The 16,630-nt window shown below is 41.5% G+C and carries 15 protein-coding genes and 1 pseudogene; 5 read left to right on the top strand and 11 right to left on the bottom strand.

The features are described 5' to 3' along the window. Positions 1 to 5: 5 nt before the first annotated feature. The 3 genes and pseudogenes from AAGA18_10400 to AAGA18_10390 form a co-directional block, all read right to left on the bottom strand. Positions 6 to 2,381 (bottom strand): PA14 domain-containing protein, encoded by a 2,376-nt coding sequence (locus AAGA18_10400; GenBank protein ID MEM9445749.1) that lies wholly within the window; start codon positions 2,379 to 2,381, stop codon positions 6 to 8. Between the two features lies 1 nt (position 2,382). After that, a pseudogene (locus tag AAGA18_10395) lies at positions 2,383 to 2,655 on the bottom strand (transposon DNA-invertase). Beyond that, positions 2,634 to 2,858: a tyrosine-type recombinase/integrase gene (locus tag AAGA18_10390; GenBank protein ID MEM9445748.1), complete on the bottom strand. Its 225-nt coding sequence runs from the start codon at positions 2,856 to 2,858 to the stop codon at positions 2,634 to 2,636. Before AAGA18_10390 ends, AAGA18_10395 begins: the two are co-directional and overlap by 22 nt. Before the next feature lie 565 nt (positions 2,859 to 3,423). On the opposite strand from AAGA18_10390, the gene AAGA18_10385 reads away from it, so the two are divergent. From AAGA18_10385 to AAGA18_10365, 5 genes are all read left to right on the top strand, one after another. After that, positions 3,424 to 5,154, top strand: coding sequence for a glycosyltransferase family 39 protein (locus tag AAGA18_10385; GenBank protein ID MEM9445747.1), 1,731 nt, complete (start codon positions 3,424 to 3,426; stop codon positions 5,152 to 5,154). Positions 5,155 to 5,233: 79 nt separating this feature from the next. Then, positions 5,234 to 5,443 carry a hypothetical protein gene (locus AAGA18_10380; GenBank protein ID MEM9445746.1) on the top strand — a complete coding sequence of 70 codons (210 nt, stop codon included), beginning with the start codon at positions 5,234 to 5,236 and terminating at the stop codon, positions 5,441 to 5,443. A 40-nt stretch (positions 5,444 to 5,483) separates the two neighbouring features. After that, positions 5,484 to 5,756, top strand: coding sequence for a hypothetical protein (locus AAGA18_10375; GenBank protein ID MEM9445745.1), 273 nt, complete (start codon positions 5,484 to 5,486; stop codon positions 5,754 to 5,756). A 4-nt stretch (positions 5,757 to 5,760) separates the two neighbouring features. Beyond that, on the top strand, positions 5,761 to 6,525 hold the full coding sequence (locus AAGA18_10370) for an ABC transporter ATP-binding protein (protein ID MEM9445744.1): 765 nt from the start codon (positions 5,761 to 5,763) through the stop codon (positions 6,523 to 6,525). Beyond that, positions 6,522 to 8,693, top strand: coding sequence for a CPBP family glutamic-type intramembrane protease (locus AAGA18_10365; GenBank protein MEM9445743.1), 2,172 nt, complete (start codon positions 6,522 to 6,524; stop codon positions 8,691 to 8,693). Before AAGA18_10370 ends, AAGA18_10365 begins: the two co-directional genes overlap by 4 nt. Positions 8,694 to 8,872: 179 nt before the next feature. Here AAGA18_10365 and AAGA18_10360 read toward each other — a convergent pair whose 3' ends face one another. Genes AAGA18_10360 through AAGA18_10325 form a run of 8 tightly spaced genes read right to left on the bottom strand, consistent with a single transcriptional unit; the run spans position 8,873 to position 16,628 of the window. Beyond that, a complete protein-coding gene (locus tag AAGA18_10360; GenBank protein MEM9445742.1) occupies positions 8,873 to 9,082 on the bottom strand; it encodes a Trm112 family protein in 210 nt (69 codons plus the stop codon). Between the two features lie 26 nt (positions 9,083 to 9,108). After that, positions 9,109 to 10,239, bottom strand: coding sequence for a dienelactone hydrolase family protein (locus AAGA18_10355; GenBank protein ID MEM9445741.1), 1,131 nt, complete (start codon positions 10,237 to 10,239; stop codon positions 9,109 to 9,111). 28 nt (positions 10,240 to 10,267) lie between these two features. Continuing rightward, positions 10,268 to 10,657, bottom strand: a complete 390-nt coding sequence (locus AAGA18_10350) for a hypothetical protein (protein MEM9445740.1) — start codon at positions 10,655 to 10,657, stop codon at positions 10,268 to 10,270. 41 nt (positions 10,658 to 10,698) lie between these two features. Next, positions 10,699 to 11,799, bottom strand: a complete 1,101-nt coding sequence (locus tag AAGA18_10345; GenBank protein MEM9445739.1) for a tetratricopeptide repeat protein — start codon at positions 11,797 to 11,799, stop codon at positions 10,699 to 10,701. Then, a complete protein-coding gene (locus tag AAGA18_10340) occupies positions 11,796 to 12,596 on the bottom strand; it encodes an SDR family oxidoreductase (GenBank protein ID MEM9445738.1) in 801 nt (266 codons plus the stop codon). The genes AAGA18_10345 and AAGA18_10340 overlap by 4 nt, the downstream gene beginning before the upstream one ends. Positions 12,597 to 12,607: 11 nt before the next feature. Beyond that, positions 12,608 to 13,366 (bottom strand): SDR family oxidoreductase, encoded by a 759-nt coding sequence (locus tag AAGA18_10335; protein MEM9445737.1) that lies wholly within the window; start codon positions 13,364 to 13,366, stop codon positions 12,608 to 12,610. A gap of 5 nt (positions 13,367 to 13,371) precedes the next feature. Then, entirely contained in the window at positions 13,372 to 14,292 is a 921-nt protein-coding gene (locus AAGA18_10330; protein ID MEM9445736.1) for a class I SAM-dependent methyltransferase, read from the bottom strand. Positions 14,293 to 14,300: 8 nt separating this feature from the next. Beyond that, positions 14,301 to 16,628, bottom strand: coding sequence for a class I SAM-dependent methyltransferase (locus AAGA18_10325; protein MEM9445735.1), 2,328 nt, complete (start codon positions 16,626 to 16,628; stop codon positions 14,301 to 14,303). Between the last annotated feature and the right edge of the window lie 2 nt (positions 16,629 to 16,630).

The raw sequence follows: 16,630 nt of genomic DNA, 5'->3' as shown, positions 1-16,630 counted from the left end.
CAGTATTAGTGAAAGTAAGCTATTTCCGTATTATCTTTGATCACTTTAAATCTGTGACAATTGGAATGCGCCTTGGGATCTTTGACAAATTTTAAGAAGGCACGCCCAAACTCATCGAAGTCTGACAAGGTTAGGTCCTTTTTTGTTGTTCCATCATCATAGGTAACGCCGCCTATAAAGATATTACATTGAACATAGGCCTCATTGAGATCGCCAGTCAAAACTACCGGCATGCTCCAAATCTCTTTCCCATCGTCTTGTGTTCCAATTTGATAAAATCCTGTTTTTTCACTCGAACGAATATTCGCGCTATTAATATTGATTAATCCCACAGCCTCACCTGTTGCTTTGAGTCGGATTGCTGCAAGCTTAGATTCAGGTGATTTTGTTTCTAGGGCTATCACTCGCTCCGAAATCTGGTCAGATATGACTGATTTATCAACTTCTATGCTAAATTCATTTGGTAGATTTTCTAGATTCCATTCTATGGGGTATCCTGAAATACAAGTGGGTCCTTCTACATTTGGTAGCTCTAGCACTTTGACAATAATACTTCCATTAGTAACAGTGCCTGCTTCATCACTATGTGTGAAAGTTAACTCATGATCACCTGCTTCATCAAATTTGACTGGAACCGCTATGCTAGAATCCTGATTATACTGCTTGCCTGATATACTAAGCGAATAAGATTCGCTGCCTTGAGTTTCTTGTGTTTTATAAGCGGTGAATAATAGAGAGTCTCCTTTTTTGATAGTAAGATCTTCGCTATTCAAAAGGTTTGTTTTAAACCAATGAACAACAACTTGGTCTAATAAAGCACTGTTTTCAAACTCAAATACAAATGTTTCAGGCCGTTCTGCATTTAGAGGCAGGTAAGCATAAAATTTATCGTTAGGTAATGGCACTGGATTCACCCCATTTGCATTCATTAGACTTGGATAAGCCACCTTACCCTCGATATATGCTGGTGATGTCATGCTATAGACCTGCTCTTTAGCAAAACCATTTCTTGCTTCTATTTTCCTCTCCACCCAGTCAGGAGTGTTATCTCCATTTGAATCTTCTCCGCCAGCTGCTTGAATTTCAAGGGAGTTTACGGCAATTTTCCTTTGAGGGTAGGTGTTATCAACATACAACGTAACATCATAGTTAGTATTTGATTCTAACCACGGGGTTAAAACAATCAGGCTGGTTTTACCTAAAGGGACAATTCGGATTCTTTCACGCTGTAAAAAGTTCCCGTTTAGGCTAATTACAAAATCGTGCAAGTAGTTATATTCTCCTCCTGCATATGCCTCAATATTAAATTTCAGAGCATATAGCCCGCTCTGACTGAGATTAATAGAGTAAGTGATAGAACCTCTTCGTCCTCTTTGTTTAATAATCTCATCTTCTATTTCCCATAAACCAAACTCATCTGTTATCTCAGATCCGCTAAAGGTTGCAACCATATTAAAAGCACCTACATCCTGCTCATTAAGATTGCTATGAAAGAAGTAATATTCTTCGAAGTCAGTAACACCATCTAAGTCTGTATCTGCAAGGACGGGTGAACTACCTGTCAGCATTTCCTCGTAATTAGTTAAGCCGTCCAGATCTGAGTCACCATACTTACCTTCCGATATACTTTCTGCACCACTTACACCCGCATTTAATCCATTTTCTATTTCCCACGCATCCAAAAGCTCGTCATCATCTAGATCATTGCTTTGTCCGGAATAGCTTGAAAGATACTGTGACTTGATTACTTTTCTTTTTGCACTGGGAGTCGTCCATGCTACGGAAAAGTGACTCCCTCTTGAATCTTCCTTATGTAACACCTCAAAATAGTACTTCTTGCCAGCTTCTAACTCTAGAGGTGAGGATTTTTGAGAAGGATGATTATCCCATTGCTTAGGCCCACCCCAATAGCGTGAATCGATTATATTTTCCTTATCAAATTTTGATTCGCTACTCGATAGCCACACAGATACTGCATTGTCTCCACTCGCCCAAAATGTATATAAACCTGTCTCTGGAGCCGTTATGTAACCTCTTACTCTACGGATGTAATTATCTCCTACATCCTTAGCCAAAGTTTCGATTAGGCTATTCTTAGCATCTGAATGTCTTTCAAAGATATTTCTTATGATGTGTTCATCAAAAGTTTCTCCTGGCACATCGTACCAAATTTCCTCTGTAAGTTTGCCATCCTCTGAACCAGGAAGAATTATATTACTCCCTGCAATAGCATAGAATGCGAAAACTGTTAAATTAAAGATTGTTAGTCCGATAGTCTTATAAATTTTTACTTGTTGCTTCATCGCGCTACGACGATTAGCAAATTGCCCATATTTGTCAAAAAAAACAGTTTCAGCATTTGAATTTAATAATAATGACACATTAGTATATATATTGCGCAAATTTAAGGACCTTTACTCCATTACTACGCAAACCACCTTCTGGACTTAGATAGCGGTAAGGCGTAGGCGGTATAACTCCTAGCTTTCAACATAACTCACTCAAGACTGTTTCTTTATTTCCCATTGCCGCCTGTGCTCAACGCACTTTCGCTTTACTCAAAGCAAATTTACGTCCCCCTAGCCTTCCGCTCGCTCTGGAGGATTCCAACCCTGCTATGGTTCGCTCTCTGATCAGCTCGCGTTCAAACTTAGCCTGGTCAGAAGATTCTCTACCATTGGAACTAGTCTATTTTGTGCTGTTTTAGCTTTGGCTGCCTTAACTCTGATTAATCCATTATGAAAGTCTATATCCTCCCAATGGAGCGTAATAATTTCCGCATGGCATAGACCCGCGAAGGCTCCAAGTGTAAGGTAAGGGATTAGATTTTTGGGTGAGTTGGCCAACAACTGTGACATTTGCTCAGGAGTGAAAATTCCGATCTCATTTCCAGCATCTTTAGCTAATTCAAGGGAATCGGCCTCTGTGGGTTCATTTTTTGGTAAATATCCTCTGGAGCGCGCATAGCGAAATAGTGTAATGATGGCTCTACGGTAATTGTTGCGAGTCCTTGGAGATCCATCTAACGAGCGCAACCAATCCTCAAGCAGATTATGTTCAATCTCGGTAATAAATCCCCTGAAACTTTTAGTGAAGATACCTAAGCGGCTTCGGCAATCGCTGAGATACCTAAGGCTTCTGCCATCCTGTTTCTTTGCTTTTACAAATTCGTCAAAAATCTTGGAAACCTATTTATTTGATATTACAGTGCCAAAGTTGCTCTGGTAGTGACGACATGCCTTCGTTTGACTCTCTATCAAATAATTGCCGCATATCACTACATCATTCACTATTCTAATCGTGGCAGGCTACTGATACGTAGGTTTTTTGTTTGAAGCTGCAATAGATTTGAAGTTATGGGGCCTGGTTATATAAAGGTAAGAAGCTATGTCATTTGGGCCGAACTAATTAGATCTCAAGATAATGAAATTAAAAACATCTGATGTTCTGTGTCTCTTATTTCTATGGCTCATGATTGCTGGCTTGGCCTGGCTGAGTTGGGGCAAGTGTGGACATTTTGTAAAAGATTATGGCAGGGAGATTACGCATGCCTGGAAGGTTGCTGATGGGCAGGTTCTCTATGATGATGCGGCTTGTCTATTTGGTCCACTTGGAGCCTATGTCAACGCTACCATTTTTAGAATATTTGGCTACTCCATTACCAAATTGCAGATCATTCAATTGGTTTTATTTACTTTATTTAGCACTAGTTTATTTCTCTTTCTAAAAGAAGCTTTTAATACAATCCTTGGTTTTTTAGGTAGCTTTGCGGTGGTGTCGATACATGGTTTTGGTTTTCAGGGGTTAGCCTCCACCTTTAATTTTCTAGCGCCTTATACACACAATGCCACTTATGGCTTTTATCTGTGTTGGATGATGTTGCTCTTTTTGTTTTTAGATTTAGCTCATAGACGCAGAGAAGATTCTAGAAATGCTTTTAATTATTGGGTCTTATGCGCGGGGTTATGTTCGGGGTTGGGTTTCCAAACCAAGAGTGATATTGCCCTGGGTTGTCTAGGAATTGGCTTTGGTTGGTTTTTATTGTGCATTTACCAAAGGAATTTTAAATTTGGTATAAAGCAGTTAGTTGTCCTTGTCCTTGGCTTTTGGGGCGGGCATATTTTCATGTTGCTATATCTCTTACTGTGGGGAATGCCTTTTGAGACCTCGTTATATGCTTTAGTTGGAAGTTGGTTGCCCATATTCCATTCGGGGACGAATGCAGGCTTTGAATTTTTTTATAAGGCGCAGATGGGTTTGCTTAACCCGTTGACTAATATTCTGGAAATCTTCAAGTTCACGTTATTCTACCTAGCTATCCTAGGTATGATTTTGATTATATCGGGAGCATGTTGGTTTAAGGAATTTAAGGTTCTAAAGTTAGGTGTGATATTTACGGCTTTGTTAGCAATTTTTTTAGTTGTCTTGAAAGACTTTTCCTGGATGAACTTTAGTAGACCTTATTTGTTGATTAATATTTCGGTTTTAGTTTTTTTGTTGATCAATAAAAATAGTTGTCTTCGAGTTAAATCTGAGATTGCCCTTTGGATGTTGTCTTTTGCGGCGCTAGCATTGAGTGTAAAAATGTTGCTGTTGCCAAGAATTTACCACTATGGATTTTACCTGGGCATTTTCTCAGTCATTATCGTTTTGCTCTTATTCTATTTTTATTTTCCAAAATTTGCGACCTATAAGTCTCAATACACGCATCTTAATAAACAGGCTCTATGGGGACAGCTGTTGTTTATTTATTTTTTTATCACAGTATTCAATCTTGGTTCACTAACGAGTAGACTGAAGTTCAAAGAAGTAGAATTAAGAGTAGATCAAGATAATTTGATATACTTATCTCGTGAGGATAAGGAAGAGTTACGTGCACGAGACGTTATGGAGTTTATGAGTCATCAACTCGGTGAGGACGAACGCTTTTTAGCGGTACCTTATGGATCATTGATAAACTATTTTTTGAATTCTCATGTTCCTACGAAGTATGATGTTTTTATGCCCCCCGAGATTAAGTTTTTTGGTGAAAAAAAGATGATTGCTGATCTTGAAATGAATTCATCGGACTACGTTATTAATTTAGATCAGATCTATAAGGAATATGGTGTAGAGTTTGAAGAAAAGGGTTTGGGAAAGTTTTTTGTGAACTAGATCACAAGTAATTATCAAGAAATTTGAAGTCACCCTAGCCATAAGGAGGCTAAGATTTTTCAAAGGGTTAGACCGGACTATGATGGGGAATTTGGAGGGCCAAATATCGGTCATTAAAAAGCTTGTTTTGCTTTTACCGGAGGCATCTGGTCGTATAGAAGGTAGATTCTATAGGGAATCAGGTGAAGGGATTATATTGGTGGTTGAAGATGATTCAAATCTTCGTAATGTCAGAGAGGAGTTACTACAGAGAACGGGTTGTCTTGTGATGGCTGCGGACGTTGTTTAGCAGTATCTGAGATAGGGTAGAGAAGAGGGAAAAAGTTTATATGATAATGGATGTTGCTGTGCGGATATTAAGCGAACACAAGATACACAAAAAAATCTCTGTATTAAAATCTAGTCTTAAAGTTCCTTTTATGAGCGGCTGGGTTCCAGGTGCTGCTCATACCCATGCAGTGCCTCTTGTTGTAGGAGAAATGGTTAAAGAATTTTTTACCTGGAATAGCCTTCTACAACAAGTATGCAATGTTGTACTACGTAACGCTTTAGTGCATCGTCACGAGATGGCTAGAATCAACCAGCTTTTGTTTGCTAGGTAATGAGATGACGACTGAGGAATTGGTAAGGGCTGAGGGAGTGACAAAGAGATATCGTGACCTGGTGGCGGTTGAAAATATTTCATTAAAAATTAAGTCTGGGGAAATTTATGCTTTATTAGGACCAAATGGAGCAGGAAAAACGACAACTCTACGTATGCTAGCTGGCATCTTAGAGCCTGATGACGGATGGGTTAGGCTGTGTGGTATGCGCATAAAAGATAATCCCTTAAAGTATAAAGCCTCTTTCGGGTTGCTGTCAGAAGATACAGCGCTTTATAAAAGGCTAACTGTTCGGGATTTGTTATTCTTTTTTGCTGGGATGTATGAATTAAGAGGTAAGCAAAGAAAAGAGCGTGTGCTAAAGATGATGCAGCTCATGGGGATCGAGGAAATTGCCAAGCAGAAAATTGGCAAGCTTTCTAGTGGGCAAAGGCAGCGACTAAATCTAGCGAGGGTCTTATTGCACGATCCTCAAGTTTTGATCCTAGATGAGGCTACAGCCAATTTGGATATTTTAGGGCGTAAGTTTGTCATGGATATTCTTTTGAAGGAACGTGAGGCTGGCAAAGCGGTTATTCTCTCAACCCACATTATGAGTGAAGCAGAGTCTGTGTGTGACCGGATTGGGCTTATTCATAGGGGATCTTTAGTGGCAGAAGGTACCACTAAAGAAATTCTAAAAGAAAACAAGACAGAGAATTTGTCAGAAGCCTTTTTTAAAAAGATGAATGATCTAGAAAAGGACCGCTGTAGTGAGGTAGATGCATGATGATGCGTGGACGTGTAGTATGGGATGTCTTTCGCCGTGAATTCCTAGATGGTCTTCGTGATGTTGAGATTGTCTTAACTACTTTTGGACTTCCTTTGTTTATCTGGGTACTGGGGGGAGTTTTTAGTCTGTTCATGTTTGAGGTCATTGGTGTTCAGTCAATGACTTCCGATAAAGAAAAGGAATCAGCGACTGGGCTTGACAACCAGCAGGTAGTAGAAAGTTCTCAAGATAACAGGATAAGAATGATGCTCGGAGGCGATGAGATCCCCGGTTTATTTGAGCGTCTAGAAAGATACGAAGATATCCTTCTTATGGAGCTAGATTCCAAGATTGATGTTCAAGGTGCCATGCGGGATGTTTCTATGCACAGGCGGGCGTGGTTGTCAGCGTATGAGTGGGATAAGGCTGTGCCTGAGATCTATGGAGGAATCAAAGGTCTCATTAATAAGGAAGAAGTAGATCTATTGGTCTTGGTACGTTCCATGCAAGGCAATGAAGAGAACTTTGAAACCGTTCGTTTTTTTGAATGGTCTAATCAGAATGCTCAAGGTGGGAAAGAAATCTTAGAGAAGGAGATCGGCAGGCTTGAGAATCAAATGGTGCAGGAAAAGCTTAAGAATGCAGGCCTTGATTATTCGACCCTAGATCCTCTCTCGACCAAGGATATTTACTTTGGATCTAAAATTTTAAGCCTTATGAGCAGTTTGCTTCCATTGTTATTAATCACCTATGCTGTGATTTGTGCTTATGTGCCTGCCATTGCTTCGATAGCAGGAGAGAAAGAAGCTAATACTATTACAACCTTAATGATCTCACCTGTCCATTCGTCAGAAGTGATTACGGGCAAGTTTATGAATGTCGTTTTATTTGGCATGTTAGGAGCGGGTTTCAATTTACTGCCTTTTGCTTTTGGAGTGCTGCTCGGAAAGCTATTTAATGTTGATATCAATGCTGAACTAAGTCTTTGGCCCTTTCTAGTAGCATTCATCTGTTTGTTGCCTATGACTGCGATTTATAGTGCATTAGCCATGTGCGTGGCAAGTTGTGCGAGGAGTTATAAGCTCAGTCAATCTCTTATGTTGCCCTTTATGATGCTCTTTTTAGCGCCTGCGGCAGTGACACTCAAACCCGATATCGTGTTAAATGAGCAATGGTGCTGGATTCCTATTGCTAGTTTAGCATTATTTATTAAAGCGGTTTTGTCATTGGAATTCTCTTGGGTCTATTTATGGCCAGTATTAGGTGTTAATATTTTATATGCAGTCATCGCCCTGGCTATAGCCAAAAGAGTTATTCGGCTGCAGGGTGGAGGAATTTATGAGGAAATGAGTTTCTTGGAAAAGATTACTTTGAAGGAGGGCGGTATTTTAAAGCCTAATGCTCGATTTAGTTTTCTCCTGTTCTTACTATTAATCCTTGGTTCGATTGCCATCCAATTTGCCTTAATCAAATTAGATTTTATTTTCCAGATCAGTATATTAATGATTGGCTGGCTTGTGTTAATGCCGCTGGGAGTGTGGAAATTGATGAAGTTTCCATGGAGTGAAATGGATTGGCTTAAGTTACCTAAAGTTGGTAACTGGGGTGGAGCGGTTTTGATTGGTCTAGGTGGCTGGTCTTTAGCACTTCCCTTTTTCTTAGTATTTCCTCCTCCCGATGTCTGGGATGAGAGCTTCTCTAGAGCATTTAGCGATTTGATGGCAGGCTATTCGTTGCCTGTATTATTGTTGCTATTTGCGGTATTACCAGGGGTGTGTGAAGAATTTGTTTTTCGAGGAGTACTTATGAAAGGATTTATGAATACCAAAACTATGACTCCACAGGCAGCCATTATATTGACTTCTATTTGTTTTGGCGTGATTCATTTTTCATTCTACCGCTTTATACCGACAGCTATTCTAGGGGTTTTATTAGGTTTTATTGTTTGGAAATCTAGGAGTGTTTGGCCTGCTGTGCTCATACACATCATTAATAATGGTATGTTGGTGTTAATAAATGAAGTGATGAAGGAGCAAGGAACTGTCCAGCCCAAACTATCCGAACTAAGTTGGACTTCAGTTGCTCCGCAACTTGTAATGGGTTGGTGTCTGGTAGGTTTGGGTATTTGGATTGTATGGAAGATCAACAGTAGCAAGATAGTGATACCTAGAGTATCTTCTTATTAAACTAGGCCTAAATTCAATTCAAACATGCTCTATGTGCACACTTTATTAAGAATGTATATTCTACTACTAACTGAGTAAGTGGTGAAGGTTGCACAAACATTAGCTGCCGCGATCCAGTCGCAGCATTACACTAATAGAATGAGTTATTTTTTTCTTCGATTAACTGATGAAGCAGCACTTTATTTTACAAAAGCAGTCTTGAATTCTTCTAAGCTAGCAAAACCTTGAGGAAGCTTAGCCTTTTCAGGTAAGAGGACAGGAATCCCATTTTCGATGGGGTACCTCAAGCCTCCTACTTCACCGACAAGTTCATCGGATTGGAGGGTAAGTGAGCTTTTAGTAACTGGGCATGCTAAGATAGATAGCATTTCGCTTAGGTCAGTTTTCATCGCTTTATGTCTTTCTATTCTTTTGTTTATTTCTCTTTGATATATTCGGTTACATAATTTCCTTTGATAGCGAGCTGTTGTTGGGCAGGCTCATCTTTGCCGAAGTAATATTGCATAAAGGCTACAGTATAGCGGGTGATGGCTGTTCTAGCCGGATCATTCTTTAAAAAGCTATTGACGTGAGGTGGAGCTTTTTTACCGCCACCAGCAAAGGTCAAGTGACCTGCGTCCCTGATGCCTACAAGGTATTTGGACGAATTAGTCGGATTGTAAAAGTGCTCACGGTCACTGCCCCTTCCTTGCTTCACTTCACTCTCACCATACATAAACATGACAGGAACTTTGATCCTGGCCATTTCTTCTCGAGAAAAGATATTCTTGTTAACGGCACTTGATAAAACAACGGCGGCTTTAATTCTGGGGTCGTGATATTCTGGAATGGTTCCTAATACAGAAAGTGTTGTCCAACCTCCGAAGGAATGGCCAAACATACCAACACGGTTGGAATCGATATGGTTCTTAAAGGTGACGTCCTTAAGCATATAGTCAATTGTTGCTTTGACTTGTCTTGGGCGATAAGAAATGTATTTGCGGGATTCTTTGGCCTTTCTGTTTAGAAGCACTGTTCGGACACGCTCCATATAGGCGAGTACTGCAACTTTCCTTAGGGCTTTCATATCCTTCAGCTCTTGCACTGGCTCACGAATACGGGTAAAGGAATATTTATCAGTGTGGTCAGCGGCTGCCACGATGAATCCCTTACGAGCTAATGACTCACAGATAAAGGCCGAGCTGGTTCCTCCTCCAGTCACACCATGTGAATAGATAAGAAAAGGAAAGGAGCCTGACTTGACAGGGGCATCTCTAATGGCATCAGATGTTGAACGTGTTTGTCCAAAGATATACTCGGCTTTGGGACCACTGGTGGCACCTGTGGGATACCAGATGGCGACATCAACAGCGTTAGTTTTAAGGGAGCCGGTGGGAGCTTTTACTCTTGACACTTTATAGCCAATTTTATTCCCACTAAAGAGATCAATAGTGTCACTCCCGCTAGATACTGAAGCGGCATAGTTAGAATGCGATGGTGTAAAATAGGATAGTGACATAAGTAAACTAACTGCTGTCACTCTATGATATTTCGTTAATTTTTGCATTATCCTTTTGATTGCTATAGAGATCAAATTATTCAGAATTTTCTTCTTTGTTAGAAGTCTTATTGAGTTTTTCTTCAAAGTCCTCTATGGCAACTAGTTCGTCCATGGCATCTTCGAGTAATGCTTCTAACCAGTCTGCCTTGAATTGTAGCCATTGTTTCATCATGGCTCTTTCTGCATCATTTTCTGAAATATGAAAGCGCTGCGACTTGGATCTTTTTTTAGGTTTTAGTTCGGCGAGACCTTGTATCGCTTGCAGAGCTTGCAGTTGCTGGAGCACCCCGGTTAATCGTAATCCTTCTAAAGAATAATCAACCATTTCACGATTTTTGAGGGCTGCTTGCCGTCGTCTTTTTTGCATGGAGGATAATTTAGCTCGCATCTCATCAACTGAGGGAAATTTATTTTTCTGATCCATTATTTGCTGTTTTCTTATTTAAAAATTAATCACTTATATCTTTAACTTTGGCTTTCACCTAGATCTTGGCTTAAACCTTTTTGGTAATACTCTTCAGCTTTGTCCCAATGATTTTGTTTGGCAAGTAGATTTGCCAAAGCAACGTCCAAAAGTTCGATATGCGGTGCGTATCTTAGTGCTTCTCGGATTTCTTCAATAGCGTCATCTAGCTGGCCTAATGCTTCATAGGCTTTACTCAATTTATAATAGGTCTCTGTTGACGAGGGATTGGCTTCTAGAGCCTTACGGTATTCATCTATGGCTAGTTGATATTCTCCCTGTTCATAATACCATTCGCCTTTGTGAAGATCTACCATAGGCCACTCTGGGTAGCGATGCTTCAATTCATTTAAGATATCCTCTGCGCGTGAGTATTTACCTTCTTCAAAAAGCATTTGGCTTCGCTTTAGCTCAATGAAGGCGTCCTTGGGATTACAAGATTCGGCTTTTTCAAAACACTCTTCAGTCTTAGGTAAATCACCGATTCGCATATAGCATCTTCCCAAGTGATAGTAGGTGTGAGGGATATAGGCGTTGAGTTCCAAAGCAGATTCTAAAGCTTCGATAGCGAGTTCGTTATAATAAGCTTCACTGTAGGCCACTCCTAGACTAATCCAGCCAAGCACTTGACTTGGATTTATTTCTACGGCATTAGTGAGGGCATTGGCAGCGTCTCGCCAATTTTTTTGCTTATGGTGGCAAATGCCTAGCATGAATTGCCCGGGGAAGAGTTGGGAGTCTAATTGCAAGGCCTGCTCGTAGCATTTTGCCGCATGTTCTTCATTTCCCTCAGCAAAGGCTATGTGCCCAAGGTGTAAATAGGGTAAGGCAGAACACTCATTCAATTCGATGATCTTGTTACACAAGTCGATGGCTACTTCGAACTCTTTCTGAACAAGATAATACCTGACCTTTACTAACAATGCTGTGGGGGAGTTGGGCTTAAATTCCAGGTATCTGTCAGCATATCCATTAGCCTCTTCCCATAGACGCGCCTTAAAAAGCTGATTGGCGATGTACAGGGAGGAAGACTCATTGGTGCCTAAGTACTTAAGCTGTAAAGGTCCGGAAGACATACAGTCGTCAGATAAATATGTAGTCAAGCAGATATGGCCTCTGCCACAGCCTCTGGCTTTTTCTTTCTCTTGCGCTTACGGGTTTTGAAGGGTTTAACAACAATGTTCTCGAGCATAGTATCAGCTGGAATTTTTAAGAGATATTCTACTACGCCGGCGATACGATCAGGCTGTAAGGACCAGTCAGGCGAGGAGACAGGGCCATTTTGATCCCATAGGGGCGTATCCACAGCATCGGGAAGAACAGCGAAGACTTTGATACCATAGCGGGCCATTTCTTCAGCCAGAGATTCTGAGAGGCCAACCACACCAAATTTGGAAGCACAATAAACAGAATCAAAAGGGCGACCAATAATACCTGAGGTAGAGGCGATGTTTACAATACTTCCAGAACCTTGTTTCATCATGGTTTTGAGAACAGCACGATTGGAAAGAAAAGTTCCTTTCAGATTAACATCTATGACCATGTGACATTCTTCGAAAGAAATGTCGGGCAGTAGGCGAGGGCCACTTCCAGGCATGCGAAGAATACCGGCAGAGTGGACAAGAATGTCGATGCGTCCAAATGCTTCCGTGGTTTTCTCGGCCATACCTTCCATCTGCTCCTCATTCCGAACATCGGCTGCCATACCTAATACTTGCAGCGAGGGGTTTTTCTGTTGAACACAAGTCTCTGTCTCTTTGATCTTATCTTCATTAATATCGACAATGGTTATGGCGTCGCAAAAAGTGGCTAATCTCTCTGTTGTTGATCGGCCAATGCCACTCGCTCCACCTGTGATGATTGCAACTAGGCCATCCGCATTTTTCTCTACTTCACTCATGATTATTTTCCTTAATATTTGTATGCAGCCATTCCACCATGTGGTGCAATAAGAGGATCTTTTAAATAGACGTCCTCAGGCTGAGTTAATAATTCTACAACAAAATCACCCACACCCTCTTTCGTGAGTGTGCCATAAGGTGCTACGGAATCCTTAGTCTTCTGTAGTAAAGGTGTGTCTACGACGTCAGGTAGAAAGGCTTGCACTTTTATATTATAGCGGCTCATCTCTGCCGCCACAGATTCTGTAATGCCCATGACGCCATGCTTAGAGGCACTATAGGCTGCCACAAACTCTCTTCCTCTTTTTGCGCCGCGGGAAGAAGAGACATTAATTATATGACCATTACCTTGTCTAATCATAGTTGGTAGAACGGCCTGATTGCTAAAAAGCACGCCTTTTAAATTGATGTCGATTACTTCTTCCCACTCTTCTAGAGGAAGTTGAACAAAGGCAAAGGGGACACCTCGTTGAGTGGTCTGAGACCCGCCTGTCCCAGCCGATGCGATTAGGATATCCACAGTTCTGAAATACTTGATGGTTTTCTCAACCATCTTTTTCATATCCTCAGGATTTCCCACATTAAGGGCTAGTCCTATGCTTTTGACTCCGAGCGCTTCTACTGCTTCTACTGTCTTATCAATTTTCTGTTGGCTCCGACTGACAATGACAATATTAGCCCCTTCCTCTGCTATAGCTAAGGCACAAGCTTGTCCTATTCCACTACTCCCTCCTGTGACAATAGCGGTTTTATTTTGCAGTCTTGCCATTTTGTTTATGGTTTCTTACAGATAAACTCTAGCCATAGTCGGGGAAGCTCTTTCTCTCCGACTTCTTCTAAGGCCGGTCTAACCCCAGCAATGAGAGCTTCTGATGCTTCTTGAACCGGGTAGCCACTGAGCATCAGTTCAGCCATTCCAGAATAGGCTCCGATGGTTTCAAAACTACTCTGGCTCATCATGATGACTCGCTCATTAACCTTCTCGATTTGTAAATTTACTTTGTTGAGCAGCTCAAACCAATCATCCTTACTCATCCAAGGCTTTGCTCTCTTGGCAGTTCCTCGTTTTCTAGGAATACCAGGTTTTCCTTCGGCCTGCAGTGTCTGGCTTTTTTCCGTAATGTATTGGAGGGCAAATTTCCACCATAGTTGATAGAAGTGGTCGGTGCCTTCAGCTTGGCTACCAGCATAGAAGGAGCTATTAAAAGCAAAGATTCCACCAGGAGTCAACACGCGGTGGATTTCCAGAAGTAGTTTCTCAAGATCAGGAATCATGTGAATGGAATGTCCCTGGAAAACCATTTCTGCCCAATTGTCTTTCATGGGTAGGCAATCAGCAGTTCCTTCTATGAGGAGGATCTCTGCGATTTGGTCTTCTTGCTGTTTCCGGAGAATGATCTCGTCTTCACTTGAAAAGCCCGCGGCTTTGAAATCAGTTTGTCCTAATTCCAAAGACTCACGTGATAAATCCAAACCATAAATGGTGATATCTGGATTTTCCTCAAGGACTAGCTCAGAGATGGTTCCAGTGCCACAGGCTAGATCCAACATGCAATTGACCGACTTAAATGGTAGTTCTTTAATAAACTGTCTGTTTCCTTCAATATATTCTGGTTCCCTTGAAAAAGGCTCATAAGAGGTTACAACCTCTGGTGTTTCAATTATCTCCATTTCTTTATCTCCAGTTTTGGGCAAATAACTCCCTATTTTTTAAATGCTGATACCATCAGGTAACGTCTTACAAAAAGTAAAAAGCGAGAAAGAAAAGCCATGCCTCTTCCAAACTCCTCTTCACTCAATTTGCGTGCTCGGTATTTCTGAGTCATAAGTGAGGTAGCCACTCGGCTAAAAGGCATCACAGTCTCGAATGTCAGATCTTCACATTTATCTAATTTGAGTCCTGCCATTTCGTAAACTTTTTCATAGTCCTCTAAAGAGCGAACATGGTTTTGTCTATACATGCCCTTGTTGATTCTTGTCGCTTTGCGGTCAAAGAACATGTCGGTGGCAATAAGGACACCCCCTGGTTTCAAGACTCTGGAAACTTCCTTGAGAAAGAGTTTCCTAGTTTTCATGAACGGCATACTCTCGTAGCAGAAAACGGAATCAAAACTGTTATCCGGGAAATCTAGCTCTGTTGGGCGCATAAAATAGCATGGATTGTCGGGAAAGCGATTGCTAGCAAAGTCAATATGCATGAGTAACTGATCAACCCCTACAACTTTTCCAGGGAAGTGACTGTTGAGTCGGTGAGTGGATCCTCCCTTGCCACACTCCACATCTAATACGGAGCCAGCATTCTCGTTGGGTAACAATTTTAGTGAGCGATCAACCAAGCTATTACAAGCCCCCGAAATTGTTTTCTCAGAACCTTTCCAGTAGCCAATACGTTGATACCCAGGGTCATCTAGCGCCTCCTCCAAATAGGCAGCATATAAAAAAAGATTGATGCGTCTTTCAAAGTCTGACTTGCAATCGCGAAACTGTTTATCTCTTAAATTTTTTTGTCTAGTATGAGGAGAATTTAAAACGATGCGCTCAACTTCCTCTTGAGGAGTCGAATCTTTATTACCTAGAAAAATTTCAATGCCCCCACGTGGATTGTTTTCATAAACCCACTCGTCACCTCTTTTTATTGCGACTTCGGGGCCGAATTGATTGACCGTGCCTACAAACATGCCATGAGGAGTTGAAACAAATCTTCGAATACCAGCATTGTAAATATTTTCAAAGCCATTACGTGTTACGGGATATAAATTTCTGCCATCTTGTGTTCTCCATAAATGACAACCCCCATAGGTATCCATGAATCTTTCGATGCTATTACCTGGCAAAAGTTTTTCATAAAACTTGCGGGTTTCTGGAGGGGTTTTGGATAAGCCGTGGGGGTTGTATTTGAAAAAGGCTGGCCAATTAAAAGTTCCGATATAAAGCCAACCATTATGAACACACATCCGCCAAATGTAACCGTTCATAAAAGTATCAATACCCGGGCCTAGTCCACTGATAGGCATCTTGACTCCATCTGGAGTAACCCGGGGAACACCTGCAACTAGATCCCAAGAATCGTCCGGGAATACACGGATGAGTTCAGCTGGTCCTAACCCAATTTTATGAAAGCGGTCATAGCCGCCTCCAGCTATTCCGGTGCCTACATAAAGAGCATCACCAAACGCACACAAGGAAAGACCAAACTCATTTAAAAATCCTCGATAGGCTCCAGCAGTAATGACTTTAGTCCATTTGTAGGGAGGTTTTCCCTCTAGCTTGCTCTTCCAAAGTTGGAAACCACTATTGATATTCATGGTCGTGACATAGAGATGGTCATTAAAGTCTGCGATATCGAAGAAACTCACATTACTTGGGTCACCAAAGCTTGGGAGACTAACATCCCGCCAAATACCTTTGGCAGGATCCACGGACTCCATGACGCAAGCATTTTTACTTTCGTTTGCATCGCGACCGGCAATACCTACACATGAAGTGTAGAGCTTGCCTCTAAAAGGCCAAAGTGTGCGCACAGATGTTCCGGGAAGTTTGCCGGGGCACTCCTTAAATGTGACGCCATCCTCAGAGCGTAAAATTTTTGCTCCCCAAGTAGACAAAGAACCTACATAGAGGCAAGGTTTAGGATCTGATTTGCCTTGGTAGGTGGTCATGCCTCGGTAAGCCATTTCTCTGGCAAAGGTCTTTCCTTCTTCATCTACGTGATAGGGAGAATCCCAGAGTTTCGTCCAAGTCCGTGACTTCATATTGAACTTTAGAATTTGAGCTCGCATGATCTTGGGATCTTCTGGGTAGGGGCACTTAATAGGCCAACAGCTAAACGGCGGTGGAGGTAGAACCCTCCCTTTTCTTTTAAGGATGCAGAGGGCCGCTCGTGTGGTTCCGACGAATAGATTACCTTCGAAAAATTCCATGGAATGAGGATAGGCGTTCCATCCTTCGGTCACTCCATTCACACCAACAAGCTCAAAGTCTTTGAAATCCAAGGCCGTGGGGTGTTCGCGAGGTTTAATTAAGGTTTCCACTT

The sequence above is a fragment of the Verrucomicrobiota bacterium genome, assembly GCA_039192515.1.
GTDB lineage: Bacteria > Verrucomicrobiota > Verrucomicrobiia > Methylacidiphilales > JBCCWR01 > JBCCWR01.
This window is presented reverse-complemented; position numbering and strand designations above follow the sequence as displayed.

What these genes read in the sequence shown, in the direction of transcription:
- AAGA18_10380 (MEM9445746.1), top strand. Translation starts at nt 5,234, where the DNA reads ATGATGGGGAATTTGGAGGGCCAAATATCGGTCATTAAAAAGCTTGTT.
- AAGA18_10350 (MEM9445740.1), bottom strand. Translation starts at nt 10,657, where the DNA reads ATGGATCAGAAAAATAAATTTCCCTCAGTTGATGAGATGCGAGCTAAA.
- AAGA18_10370 (MEM9445744.1), top strand. Translation starts at nt 5,761, where the DNA reads ATGACGACTGAGGAATTGGTAAGGGCTGAGGGAGTGACAAAGAGATAT.
- AAGA18_10355 (MEM9445741.1), bottom strand. Translation starts at nt 10,239, where the DNA reads ATGCAAAAATTAACGAAATATCATAGAGTGACAGCAGTTAGTTTACTT.
- AAGA18_10365 (MEM9445743.1), top strand. Translation starts at nt 6,522, where the DNA reads ATGATGATGCGTGGACGTGTAGTATGGGATGTCTTTCGCCGTGAATTC.
- AAGA18_10340 (MEM9445738.1), bottom strand. Translation starts at nt 12,596, where the DNA reads ATGAGTGAAGTAGAGAAAAATGCGGATGGCCTAGTTGCAATCATCACA.
- AAGA18_10335 (MEM9445737.1), bottom strand. Translation starts at nt 13,366, where the DNA reads ATGGCAAGACTGCAAAATAAAACCGCTATTGTCACAGGAGGGAGTAGT.
- AAGA18_10375 (MEM9445745.1), top strand. Translation starts at nt 5,484, where the DNA reads ATGATAATGGATGTTGCTGTGCGGATATTAAGCGAACACAAGATACAC.
- AAGA18_10390 (MEM9445748.1), bottom strand. Translation starts at nt 2,858, where the DNA reads ATGTCACAGTTGTTGGCCAACTCACCCAAAAATCTAATCCCTTACCTT.
- AAGA18_10385 (MEM9445747.1), top strand. Translation starts at nt 3,424, where the DNA reads ATGAAATTAAAAACATCTGATGTTCTGTGTCTCTTATTTCTATGGCTC.
- AAGA18_10360 (MEM9445742.1), bottom strand. Translation starts at nt 9,082, where the DNA reads ATGAAAACTGACCTAAGCGAAATGCTATCTATCTTAGCATGCCCAGTT.